Genomic DNA, 12,081 nt, shown 5'->3' on the forward strand with positions numbered 1-12,081 from the left:
CTCAGCGCCGCCCCGCCTGGACCGCGAAGTGCCGCGGATATTCGGCCGGACGGAACCTCGCCACCATCGCCACCATGCCTGCCGACACCAGCGCCAGCAGCAGCCAGGCCTGGGTGAAGCTGGACGACACATCCTTGATGTAGCCGGCGATCAGCGGCGACAGCGCGGCGATCAGATAGCCCACCCCTTGCACGAAGGCCGTCAGCTGCCCGGCGCGGCGCGGCGCGTCCATGTGGTCCATCGCCACGATCAGACTCATCGGGAATAGTCCGCCGATGCCGAAACCCAACAGGCCGGCCCAGACGATGGGATAAGCGGTCGGCGCCAGAATCAGACCGGAGAAGCCGGCGATCACCGAAGCCAGCACCAGCAGCAGCACCGGGCGGCGATCCAGGCTGCGGCTGGCCAGCGCCGGCGTCACCAAGCCTGACACCACTTCCATGCTGGTCAGATAGGCCAGCAACAAGCCGGCATGCGTGTCCTGCCAACCCTGCTCCACATAGAACGGCGGCAACCAGGCCAGCACGCAGGTATAGGATGCGGTGCCTAGGCCGAAGAAGATGCCCAGCAACCAGGCCCGCGGCCGGCTGGAGAACGACTCCGCCGGCGCCGCCGCGCCCTGCTCGGCGGCGGAAAACGACACGATCTCGCCCCGGATCGCGTACCACGCGGCCAACGCCACCGCTGCCAGCGCCGACCAGGCGGCCAGCGCGTGCTGCCAATCGCCCAGCCAGCCGCCGATGAAAGGCGACGCCGAGGCCGACAGCGCGGCGCCGCCCATGATGGCGGTGACATACACCCCCATCAGTAGCGCCACCGCGTCCGGAAAGCGGCTCTTGATGATGCCCGGCATCACCGACTGGATCACGGCGATGCCCGCCCCAGCCACCACCGCGCTCAGAATCAGGTCGAGCGCCGTCGACGCGTACAGCCTGGCCAGGCTGGCCAAGCCGATCACCAGCAAGGAAACCGCGATGGCGCGGTGCTCGCCCCAGCGCGCCGCCAGCCGCGCGCCGCGGAACATCGCGAAACCCATCGCCAGCACCGGCAGCATGGTCAGCAAGGAAATCAATGTGTAGCTCAGGGGAATGCTGTTGCGGATCGAGGTCAGCAACGGCCCGATGGCCGCCATCGACGGCCTCAGGTTCAGGCCGACCAGCACCAGCGCCAGGATCAGCGGCGCGCGGGAAGGTTGGTTCATGTTCTAACTCCATGCATTTCGAGATGACTTGAGCATTGAATAGCTGTAAGCAATTAAATGCAATTCAAAGTTTCGAATCGACTATCGGTTTTTTCGCAAACCCCTCGCCAAGCTGCTGAATACACTGCCGCATCCCCGCCGATCAACCCGAAACCATGACCGCCATCGATATGGACGCCGGGCCGCTTTCATCGAAACAGGCGCTCAGCGGCCATTGCCGCCCTCGCCTCCGACACGCCTCCCCGACCGACAAAGAGCGGCAAGCTTCCCCCGCATCGACAATCCACTAAAAGGCGTGCCAGCGAGAACATATTCAATTTGGAATATCCATACATAACCGAACACCGTCCCAACCGGTATTTTTATAAGAAATTCACATTGAGGAATATTGCACGCATTACCTGACTATTTAAAAGATTCGAGAATTTAAATGTGCGAATCTAATTAATACAACATGACAATGTCACAAGCCAGCCATCATAGCCCTGTCGATTTTCGGCAAACCTACGGGAGATGTGATGAAGATCCGAGTTGCAAAGCACGGAACTGCTTTATGGAATCTTGCCGCAAGCGCCGTGCAGAAAAAGTATCAGAGCGCCTATGAAGCGCAAGTTGAGCCGAATCCTGAAAATTTCGTTGTCGCAATAGACAATGACCAGAATATCCTGGCTTGCGCGGGAATTACATTCGCCGAACGCGCGCCATTATTTTCAGAACAATATCTGGAAAAACCAATTGAACTGCTGACCCGGGAAATATGGCAGCGCGAATATTATCGTAGCGACATTGCGGAAATAGGCAATCTGATCTCCAACGATAAAAACGCCTCGGTCAGCATCATCAAACTGGTGCCGCTATTGGCATGGTGCATGGGCGCCAAGGCGCTGCTCTGCACCATCACGCCCAAGGTGGCGGGCCTGCTGAAAGCCTGCGACATCGAATTCGAACCACTCTGCGAAGCCGATCCATCCAAAGTGGCCGGCGGCGCGCGGGCCTGGGGCAGCTACTACGAAAGCCGCCCGATCACCGGCCTGATCCACGTCGCCAACCATCGCGCGCTGTTCCACAGCCTGACCACATCGATGGATTTCATCCGCAGCAACCACACAAGCCAACTGGAGACCATGTCGTGAGCCTGAGCCGTCAGCTGCACCAACAATTGCTGCGCCAGCCGGAACAGACCGCCTGCGTCGATCACGACGCCGACGGCGGCGTCCGCCGCAGCCTCAGCCGCCGCGAGCTGGCCGATGCCGCCCACTCCCTGGCCGCGCGCCTGCAGGCGGAATTGCCGGCCGGCCGCGCGGAATCCCGCTCGGTCGTCGGCATCGTCATCCGCAACAGCATCGACTGGCTGATCGCCGACCTGGCCTGCCTGTTCGCCAATCTCACCAGCCTGCCCCTGCCCCAGGCCTTCACCCGCGCCCAGGCCGAGCATCTGGCCGCCAAGTGCGACTTCTTCCTGGTGGACGAAACCGGCGAAGCCATCCTGGAACAGCGCTGGGGGCTGCGCCCCGCCGCCGGACGCAAGCTGCGCGCGGACCTGTCGGCGCCGACGCCCGGCGCCGCCGCCGAAACGCAGCCCTCTCCGCCGGACGGCGGCTGGATCTGCAAGATCATCCACACCTCCGGCACCACCAGCCGCCCCAAGGGCGTCTGCCTGTCCGAAAACGCCATCGCCGCCACGCTGGCCAGCCTCGGCGAAGCGCTGCCGGCCGAGTGCCATCGGCGCTATCTGTCGCTGGTGCCGCTGAGCCTGTTGCTGGAGCAGATCACCGCCGCCTATCTGCCGCTGCTGTCCGGCGGCGCGGTCCACTTCCTGCCGCAGAGCGTGCCATTGCTGGGCGAGCCCGGCGGCAACGCCGACAAGATGATCGACTGGCTGCTCCAGGCCCGCCCCAGCGCCTGCACCGTGCCGCCGGTGGTGGTCAACCGCCTGCTGGCGCGGCTGGAGCAGGGAGACGCCGCACTGGCCGGCTACCTGGCCGCCGGCGACGCGCCGCACATTACCTGCGGCGGCGCGGCGGTCAGCGTCGACGTGCTGGCCAAGCTGTCCGCCCTCGGCGTGGAGGTGTTCCAGGGCTACGGCCTCAGCGAGAACGCCTCGGTGGTCAGCGTCAATACCCGCGCTGCCAACCGCGCCGGCAGCGTCGGCCGTCCGCTGCCCCACGTCCAGGCGCGCATCGCCGCGGACGGCGGCATCCAGATCCGCAGCGCCTCGCTGTTCAGCCACTACTCCGGCGAAGACCCGAGCGCCTGCGCGAAAACCGCCGACGGCTGGCTGGACACCGGCGATCTGGGCGAACTGGACGCCGACGGCTACCTGTTCATCAGCGGCCGCAAGAAGAACGTGATCTGCCTGCCCAACGGCCGCAACGTCAGCCCGGAGCAGGTGGAGCTGGAGTTGCGCCAGCTGGAGGGCATCCACGACGCCGTCGTCTTCCTTGACGAGGAGGACGGGCTGGTCGCCCTGCTGCACACCGCCGAGGCGCGCGAAGCCGCGCCCTGGCTGAGCTGGATGGCGGACAACCTGTCCGACATCGAGCGCCCCGCCCGGCTGTGGCTGCTGCCCCGCGGCAGCGAGCTGCTAAGCCGGCTTTACACCGTCACCGGCCGTCCCCAGCGCGGAGACATCGCCCAGGCTTACGCCGCCCGCCGCGGCGCCCCTTCATCCAACGAGGAAAACCACAATGAACATGGCCGTCTTGTCGCAGTCTGAAACCACCGTCAAACGCCTGGCCGCCGCCGACATGCGCGGCCTGGACACCGAAGAGCTGCTGTCCGAGCTGGCCGAAACCGGCGTGCTGCTGTTCCGCCACGGCGCGGAAACCGTCGACGAGTTCTGCGATTTCGTCAAACGCCACAGCTCGCGGCTGAGCCTGGACCCGGCCCGGGCCATGGAGGGCGGCGCCGCCCAGCTGGTGGACGCCGGCACCGACGCCGTCGGCCTGCACTGCGAGAACGGCAACTCGCCGTTCTGGCCGGACCTGACCTGGTTCTACTGCAAGGAAGCGCCGCGCAAGGGCTCGCAGACCACGGTGTGCGACGGCGTGGTGGTGCTGGAACAACTGTCGCCCCGCACCCGCGACTTCTTCCTGCAGAACGAGATCCGCTATTCGCGCAACGTTCAGGCCGACAAATGGAAGCGGCTGGCGATGCACTACACCTCGGGCATCAGCCACCCGGACGAGGTGAGCTTCGAGCACTTGCAGCGCATCATCGGCGACGATCCGAACACCCAGATCACCTACAACCCGGCGGACGAATCCATAGGCTACGACTTCACCGTGTCGGCGGTCCTGGTCTCGGCCATCAGCCGCCAGCCGGCCTTCGCCAACAGCATCCTCGGCCCCTCGTACAACTACGAGAAGCCGCGCATCACCGTGGCGGCCAGCGGCCTGCCGATTCCGGCCTCGATGATGGACGAGATCATCCGCGTCAGCGACGCCGCCACCATCCCGGTCAACTGGGACGACAACGACTTCGTGATGATAGACAACCGCCGCGTGATGCATGGCCGGCGCGCCATCATCGACACCCGGCGCAAGATCTTCAACGCCCTCAGCTATCTGTAAGGAGAACGCCATGACAGCACGCGACGCCCTGCCCGCCGTACTTGGGCAGATACTGAGCGCGGAGGGAGCGATCCTGACCGACGCCGGCGGCCGCCGCATCACCGACCTGGCCAGCGGCGGCCTGGGCTTCGGCCTGCCGGACATCATCGGCAAGGTCCGCGAACAGGCCGCCGTGATGGGCCTGTCCAACCGGGTGATGATGTCCGCGCCGCTGCTCACGCTATGCCGCGAACTGGCCGGCATGCTGCCGCCCGCATTGTCCAACGCCTATGTCTGCAGCTCCGGCGACGAAGCCTTCGAAGGCGCGCTGAAGCTGTGCAAGGGCCTGCGGCCGCAACTGCGGCGGCTGGCCCACATCCGCGGCAGCGAATTCGGCTCGCTCAGTTACGGCCGCTGCCTGGAGGAGCCGGAAGGCTACGGCCAGCTGCGCCGCTTCCTCGGGCTGGAGACGCTGACGGTGGAGCGCGACGGCGCGCTGCCCTCCATCGCCGAGCTGTCCCAGTGCTATGCGCTGTGCTACTCGCCGCTGGTCCGCCAGAGCGACGGCTCGCTGGCCGCCCTGCCGCCGGAGCGCCTGCTCGCCATCGCGGCGCTGGCCCGCTCGGCCGGCGTGCCCCTGGTCTGCCAGGCCAGCGAAACATGCCTGGGCGCCGCCGGAACGATGTTCGGCCACGAACTCTCCGGCGTGGTGCCCGACATCATGGTGCTGGGCGGCGCATTGGGCGGCGGCGCGGTGCCGATAGGCTGCTATTTCACCTCGGCCGAGCGCGCCTACCAAGTGTACGGCTGCAGCTCCCCCGCCAAGCACGGCAGCACCACCGGCGGCAATCCGCTGTCCTGCACCGCCGCGCTGGCGGCGCTGGAGCACGCCGCGCGGCAGAAGGCGCCGGAGCGCTTCCAGGCGCTGGGCAAACAGATCGCCGGCGCGCTGCCGGAGTACGTGTCCTGCGTGGTAGGCGGCATCGCCAACCTGCGCCTGCCGGACGGACTGGACGCCACCGGACTGCCCGGCCGGCTGCTGGCCGCCGGCGTGCTGACCCGCCCACCCCGCGGCCGCACGCTCACCCTGCACCCCTCGGCCGCCACCCGCCCCCAGGCGCTGGACGCCGCTCTCGACATCATCAGGAGGACATTCGATGACCACCGCCGCCATTGACCGCCGGCAATTGCTGGACGACTGCGAAAAACACTGGGGCGCGTCCGCCGCCAAGCTGTACCGGATCGCCGGCAGCCAGGTGGAGGCGGAAGCCTCCGGCTGCGAGGTGCGCGACCACACCGGCCGCCGCTACCTGGACTTCGCCTGCAGCTACGGCGTCTTCATCGTCGGCCACCGCCACCCCGCCGTGCAGCGCCGCGTCGACGCGCAGCTGGCCCAGCTGGCCTGGACGCCGCGCGGCGCGGTCCATCCGGTCCAGCAGGAGCTGACCGAGCGCCTGAAAGCGCTGGCGCCCGGCGACTGGGGCGACATCCGCTACATGCTGTCCGGCGCCGAAGCGGTGGAGCACTCGCTGCGCTACGCGCTGGCCGCCAACGCGCCGCGCCGGCGCATCGTCATCACCGCAGGCGCCTATCACGGCAAGACGCTGGCGGCGATGAGCATACTCGGCCAGCGCCAGCACGAGGCCAGCTTCGGCAAGCTGTCGGCCGACGTGGTCATCGTGCCCTACGGCGACATGGCCGCGATGCGCGAGGCCGTCGGCGACGGCGCCTGCGCCGTCTACCTGGAGCCGATACTGGGCGGCGCCCACCTGCGCATGCCGCCGCTGGGCTATATGGAGGACATCCGCGCGCTGTGCGACCGCACCGGCACCCTGCTGGTGGCCGACGAGATCCAGACCGCCTTCGGCCGCTGCGGCAAGATGTTCGCGGTGGAATACGCCAACATCGAGCCCGACATCCTGATCCTGTCCAAGGGGCTGACCGGCGGCTACGCGTCCATCGCCTGCGCGATGTACCGCAAGCAAACGCTGGAGCGGCTGCCCGCCCCGGCGGACGACCACGACAGCTGCGGCGGCCACCCCTTCGCCTGCGCCGCCGCGCTGGCCGCGCTGGACGTGATCGAGGAGGAAAACCTGCTGCAGGCGTCGGTGGAGCGCGGCCAGCAGCTGCGCCAGGGCCTGATGCAGCTGGCCCGCCGCTTTCCGGACATCATAGAAGACGTGCCCGGCATCGGACTGATGACCGGCCTGCGGCTGAAGGGCGCGGTGTATGAATCGCTGCTGTCGATGGAGCTGGGCAAGCGCAATGTGCATACCGGCCATTCGATGAACGAGCGCGCCGAGCGCCCTGTGCTGCGCTACTACCCGCCGCTGAGCGTCAGCGCCGACACCATAGACGAGGCGCTGAAGCGCACCCGCGAGGCGCTGGAGGCGGTGGCCGCGCTGCCGGCGTGGAAGATCTCGGTGATGCGCCGCGTCACCCGCTCCATGTACCGCCTGCCCAACGCGCTGCTGCGCAAGATGTGAGGATGCCCATGCACGATATCGACGCCCTGAGCCTGCGGGAGATGGTGGACCTGCAGCGGCGCGGCCGCCTGGCCAGCCGCGACCTGGCCGAGCACTACCTGGCGCGCATCGCCGAGCGCAACCCGCGGCTGAACGCCATCATCGAGCAGGCGCCCCCGGAACGGGTGCTGGCTGGAGCCGACGCCGCCGACGCCGCGCTGCGGCGCGGCCGCCTCCAGGGACCGCTGCACGGCGTGCCGCTCAGCCTGAAGGACGCCTGCCACGTCCGCGGCTTCCACCCCAGCCGCGGCGTGCGCGAGCTGCGCGGCGCGGCCAGCGAAGCCAACGCCACCGTGGTCCAGCGATTGTTCGACGCCGGCGCCGTCGCCCTCGGCCTCAGCAATGTGCCGGAAATGTGCATGGCCTTCGACACCGACAACCTGCTGTACGGCCGCACGCTCAATCCGCACGATCCCGAGCGCTCGGCCGGCGGCAGCAGCGGCGGCGAGGCCTCCGCCATCGCCGCCGGCATGAGCCCGGGCGGGCTGGCGTCCGACGCCTGCGGCAGCGTGCGCGTGCCCGCCCACTTCAACGGCGTGTGCGGGCTGAAGCTGACGCAATGGCGCGCGCCGCTGACCGGCCAGTTTCCGCACGACCGCTCCGGCCTGTTCCACCTCAGCTCCTCGTTCGCGGTGATGGGACGCGGCGTCGACGATGTCGCGCTGCTGGGGGAGCTGATCAGCGGCCCGGACGGCCAGGACCCGGACACCGTGCCGGCGCCGTTCCGCGACTACCGCGAACAGCCGCTGTCCGCGCTGCGCATCGGCGTCTGGCAGGAAAACGCCGGTCCGGCCCGGCCCTCCGCGGCTACTTCCGCGCTGCTGCGGCATGCGGCGGCGCTGCTGGACGGCGCCGCGGCGTCGGTGACGGACATCGTCCCGCCGATGGTGGACGAGGCTTTCGATGTTTTATGGAAAGTGCTGGTGCTGGGCGGCGACGGCGGCCGCGGCTGGAGCCAGCTATTCGGCCGGATGGGCAAGACCGCCTTCTCCGCGCCCATCGCCCAGTTGCTGGAGTGGAGCGCCGGACTGGAAATGAGCGTGGACGAGCTGCGCGCGGCGCTGGTGACGCGGGACACGGTCCGCCACCGGCTGGCCATGATGTTCCGCGACATCGACGTGCTGATCTGCCCGGTCTATCCGGACGTCGCCTTCCGTCACGGCGAATCGCTGCGCGAACCGGGCGCCTACCGCTACGTGTTCCCGTTCAGCCTCACAGGCTCGCCGGCCGCGGTGATTCCGGCCGGCCGCTGCCCGGATAGCGGCATGCCGATCGGGCTGCAATTGGTGGGCCGCCATTGGGACGAACACCAGCTGCTGGCCGCGGCCGCGCACCTGGAGCGATTGCTGCCGGCCTGGCGTCCGGTTTAGGCAAATCATTCCCGACAATAAAACAACGGGCCCATTTTGAATTCCAGATCCAATATCCGGCGATTCAAAATGGGCCCTGTTTATATTTGGGCAAAAAAGCGGGCAATAAAGAAAGGGCTTAGTCTCGCGACTAAGCCCTTGATCTTTATGGTGCCGGTAAGAGGAGTCGAACCCCCGACCTTCGCATTACGAATGCGCTGCTCTACCAACTGAGCTATACCGGCGAACCAATCTGTAAAAAAAGCCCTGATTCTCTGAATTTGAAAATCAAGGCTTTTTTGAATTCTGGTCGGAGTGAGAGGATTCGAACCTCCGGCCTCTACGTCCCGAACGTAGCGCTCTACCAGGCTAAGCTACACTCCGATTTTGCTGCTTTTCGACTTGCGTCGAGGGAAGCTACTTTACCTCAGACTTCATTTTCTGACAAGCAATTTGTTAACTGGTCGGAGTGAGAGGATTCGAACCTCCGGCCTCTACGTCCCGAACGTAGCGCTCTACCAGGCTAAGCTACACTCCGACGACCGCTTACAAACTGCTTGTCTGAAAAACTGCTGCTGCATCGCTTGCTGCGGTACAATCAGCGGCTTCAGAGGACGCGCATTATGGAACAAATATGTGGTTTAGGCAACTATCTTTTTATCGTTTGAGCGGCGAAAGCCTGGTGGACGCCGATAAGCTGTTGCAGGCATTGGAAAAACGTCCGTTTCAACCCTGCATGGGCCTGGATTGGTTCAGCGAAGGCTGGGTTCCGCCCGCCGGACACCTGGAAGCGCCGGTCTACGCCGCCCGCGGCAGCCTGATGGTTTCCATGCGCCGCGAGGACAAGGTTTTGCCGGCTTCGGTGATCCGCGACTTCGTCGACATGAAGGTGCAGGAGATCGAAGACAAGGAGCTGCGCAAGGTCGGCCGCAAGGAAAAGCTGGCGCTGAAAGAGCAGATCACCGACGACCTGCTGCCGCGCGCTTTCGTGCGCAGCGGCCGCACCAGCGCCTACCTGGACATCGCCCGCGGCTGGCTGATGGTGGACTCCGGCTCGTCCAGCAAGGCCGAGGCGCTGGTCTCCAAGCTGCGCGAGGCGCTGCCGCCCTTCCCCGCCGCGCTGCCGCGCACCCAGATCGCGCCGCACACCGCGATGACCGACTGGCTGGCCGCCGGCGAAGCGCCGGGCGGCTTCGAGCTGGACGCCGATTGCGAACTGAAGGACGGCAGCGAAAACGGCGCGGTGGTGCGCTGCAGCCGCATCGACCTGACCAGCGACGAGATCCGCCAGCACATCGCCACCGGCAAGCAGGCCACCAAGCTGGGCCTGATCTGGAACGAGAAAATCCGCTTCCAGCTGACCGACACCCTGCAACTGAAGCGCATCCAGTTCCTGGACATGCTGCAGGACGAGGCCAGCCAGGCCGGCGACGACCGCGAAAGCCTGTTCGAAGCCACCTTCATCCTGATGAGCGAAGAACTGGGTGAACTGGTGGAGGCGCTGGTGGAAGCGCTGGGCGGCCTGGAAGACAGCCAGGCGCAGCCGGCGGCGGCCGCGCCGACGCAGACGCAAGCTCCGCAATCGGCCCCGTCCGACGCGGGCAGCGCCGTCGACGTGCCCTGGGACTGATCCCTCATCCCATCCTCGAACAACCCGGCCCCGCCGGGTTTTTTTGCGCCCGCGCGCGGCCCATTTTCCGTCATTAAGAAAAACTAACTATCAACTTAAAATAATTGATTTAACAAAACTATCAAACTTGCGGATACTGCGAGCGTCAACTATCGGGAGAGAGTCATGAAACAAAACTGGCATCAAACCTTGCTGGAAATGTGGTCCGGCTTCGCCTGGCTGCAATGAGTTCCCTTCCGTCGATTCGCCCCACTCAAGGAGAAAGCAGGATGAGCAAGCACAACCTCACCACCGCCGCCGGCGCCCCGGTTGTCGACAACCAGAACGTGCAGACCGCCGGCCCGCGCGGTCCGATGCTGCTGCAAGACGTCTGGTATCTGGAGAAACTGGCCCATTTCGACCGCGAAGTGATTCCGGAACGCCGGATGCACGCCAAGGGTTCCGGCGCCTTCGGCACCTTCACCGTCACCCATGACATCAGCCGCTACACCCGCGCCGCGCTGTTCTCCCAGGTCGGCAAGAAAACCGATCTGTTCCTGCGCTTCTCCACCGTGGCTGGCGAGCGCGGCGCGGCCGACGCCGAGCGCGACATCCGCGGCTTCGCCGTCAAGTTCTACACCGAGGAAGGCAACTGGGACCTGGTGGGCAACAACACGCCGGTATTCTTCCTGCGCGATCCGCTGAAATTCCCCGACCTCAACCGCGCGGTGAAACGCAATCCGTACACCAATATGCGCGACGCCAACGCCAACTGGGATTTCTGGACGCTGCTGCCCGAAGCGCTGCACCAGGTCACCATCGTGATGAGCGACCGCGGCATTCCGTCCAGCTACCGCCACATGCACGGCTTCGGCAGCCACACCTTCAGCCTGATCAGCGCCAAGGGCGAGCGCCACTGGGTGAAGTTTCACTTCCACACCCAGCAGGGCATCCAGAACCTGAGCGACGCCGAGGCCGAAAAGCTGGTGGGCCAGGATCGAGAAAGCGCGCAGCGCGATCTGCTGGAGAGCATAGACCGCGGCGATTTCCCGCGCTGGACCATGTACATCCAGGTGATGACCGAAGCCCAGGCCGACGCTTGTCCCTTCAACCCCTTCGACTTGACCAAGGTGTGGTCGCACAAGGCCTACCCGCTGATCGAAGTGGGCGTGCTGGAGCTGAACCGCAATCCGCAGAACTACTTCGCCGACGTGGAGCAGGCCGCGTTCAACCCGGCCAACGTGGTGCCGGGCATCAGCTTCTCGCCCGACCGCATGCTGCAGGGCCGCTTGTTCGCCTACGGCGACGCCGAGCGCTACCGGCTGGGCGTCAATCACCACCTGATCCCGGTCAACGCGCCGCGCTGCCCCTTCCACAACAGCTATCACCGCGACGGCGCGATGCGGGTGGACAGCAATGCCGGCGCCACCATCGGCTACGAGCCGAACAGCCAGGGAAAGTGGCAGCAGCAGCCGGCGTTCGACGAGCCGCCGCTGGCGCTGCAGGGCAACGCCTACCACTACGACTTCCGCGCGGACGATGACGACTACTACAGCCAGCCCGGCGCGCTGTTCCGCCTGATGACGCCGGCCCAGCAACAAGTGCTGTTCGACAACACCGCCCGCGCGATGGGCGGCGTCGACGAGGCGATCAAGCGCCGCCACATCGCCAACTGCGCCAAGGCCGACCCCGCATACGGCGCCGGCGTGGCCAAGGCGCTGGGCCTGAAGATCTGACGCAGAGCTGAGCGGCCGGCCGGGCGAAAGCTCCGCCGGCTTTTTCTTCCCTCTTGATTTAAATGATAATCATTATCATTATTATGGAAAGCCATTCACGTGAGAGCCGC

General features: G+C 65.9%; 9 protein-coding genes and 3 tRNA genes. 8 read left to right on the plus strand and 4 right to left on the minus strand.

Annotated elements, in window-relative coordinates; translation table 11 throughout:
- Position 1: 1 nt before the first annotated feature.
- Entirely contained in the window at positions 2–1,201 is a 1,200-nt protein-coding gene (locus BKX93_RS08560) for a cyanate transporter (RefSeq protein ID WP_046158356.1), read from the minus strand.
- A gap of 518 nt (positions 1,202–1,719) precedes the next feature.
- Here BKX93_RS08560 and BKX93_RS08565 point away from each other — a divergent pair.
- Genes BKX93_RS08565 through BKX93_RS08590 form a run of 6 tightly spaced genes read left to right on the plus strand, consistent with a single transcriptional unit; the run spans position 1,720 to position 8,647 of the window.
- On the plus strand, positions 1,720–2,334 hold the full coding sequence (locus BKX93_RS08565) for a thermostable hemolysin (protein ID WP_070979513.1): 615 nt from the start codon (positions 1,720–1,722) through the stop codon (positions 2,332–2,334).
- Positions 2,331–3,917, plus strand: coding sequence for an AMP-binding protein (locus BKX93_RS08570; RefSeq protein ID WP_070979515.1), 1,587 nt, complete (start codon positions 2,331–2,333; stop codon positions 3,915–3,917). Before BKX93_RS08565 ends, BKX93_RS08570 begins: the two co-directional genes overlap by 4 nt.
- The gene (locus tag BKX93_RS08575; protein WP_070979517.1) at positions 3,889–4,773 is read left to right on the plus strand and encodes a TauD/TfdA family dioxygenase; all 885 of its coding nucleotides are present in this window, start codon (positions 3,889–3,891) and stop codon (positions 4,771–4,773) included. Before BKX93_RS08570 ends, BKX93_RS08575 begins: the two co-directional genes overlap by 29 nt.
- A 10-nt stretch (positions 4,774–4,783) precedes the next feature.
- Positions 4,784–5,929 carry an aminotransferase class III-fold pyridoxal phosphate-dependent enzyme gene (locus tag BKX93_RS08580; protein WP_070979519.1) on the plus strand — a complete coding sequence of 382 codons (1,146 nt, stop codon included), beginning with the start codon at positions 4,784–4,786 and terminating at the stop codon, positions 5,927–5,929.
- Positions 5,910–7,238, plus strand: coding sequence for an aspartate aminotransferase family protein (locus BKX93_RS08585; protein ID WP_070979521.1), 1,329 nt, complete (start codon positions 5,910–5,912; stop codon positions 7,236–7,238). Before BKX93_RS08580 ends, BKX93_RS08585 begins: the two co-directional genes overlap by 20 nt.
- A gap of 8 nt (positions 7,239–7,246) precedes the next feature.
- Positions 7,247–8,647 (plus strand): amidase, encoded by a 1,401-nt coding sequence (locus BKX93_RS08590; protein ID WP_070979523.1) that lies wholly within the window; start codon positions 7,247–7,249, stop codon positions 8,645–8,647.
- 148 nt (positions 8,648–8,795) lie between these two features.
- On the opposite strand, the gene BKX93_RS08595 is transcribed toward BKX93_RS08590, so the two are convergent.
- From BKX93_RS08595 to BKX93_RS08605, 3 genes are all read right to left on the minus strand, one after another.
- A tRNA-Thr gene (locus BKX93_RS08595) sits at positions 8,796–8,871 on the minus strand.
- Between the two features lie 62 nt (positions 8,872–8,933).
- Positions 8,934–9,010: transfer RNA gene (locus BKX93_RS08600), tRNA-Pro, on the minus strand.
- Between the two features lie 77 nt (positions 9,011–9,087).
- Positions 9,088–9,164 (minus strand) — tRNA-Pro (locus tag BKX93_RS08605).
- Between the two features lie 96 nt (positions 9,165–9,260).
- Here BKX93_RS08605 and BKX93_RS08610 point away from each other — a divergent pair.
- Both BKX93_RS08610 and BKX93_RS08615 read left to right on the plus strand, forming a co-directional pair.
- Positions 9,261–10,256: a recombination-associated protein RdgC gene (locus tag BKX93_RS08610; RefSeq protein ID WP_070979524.1), complete on the plus strand. Its 996-nt coding sequence runs from the start codon at positions 9,261–9,263 to the stop codon at positions 10,254–10,256.
- A 269-nt stretch (positions 10,257–10,525) separates the two neighbouring features.
- Complete coding sequence (locus BKX93_RS08615) at positions 10,526–11,971, plus strand: catalase (protein WP_070979526.1); 1,446 nt, start codon at positions 10,526–10,528, stop codon at positions 11,969–11,971.
- The last annotated feature ends 110 nt before the right edge of the window (positions 11,972–12,081 follow it).

Origin of the sequence: Chromobacterium vaccinii (assembly GCF_001855275.1) — a bacterium.
Lineage (GTDB): Bacteria > Pseudomonadota > Gammaproteobacteria > Burkholderiales > Chromobacteriaceae > Chromobacterium > Chromobacterium vaccinii.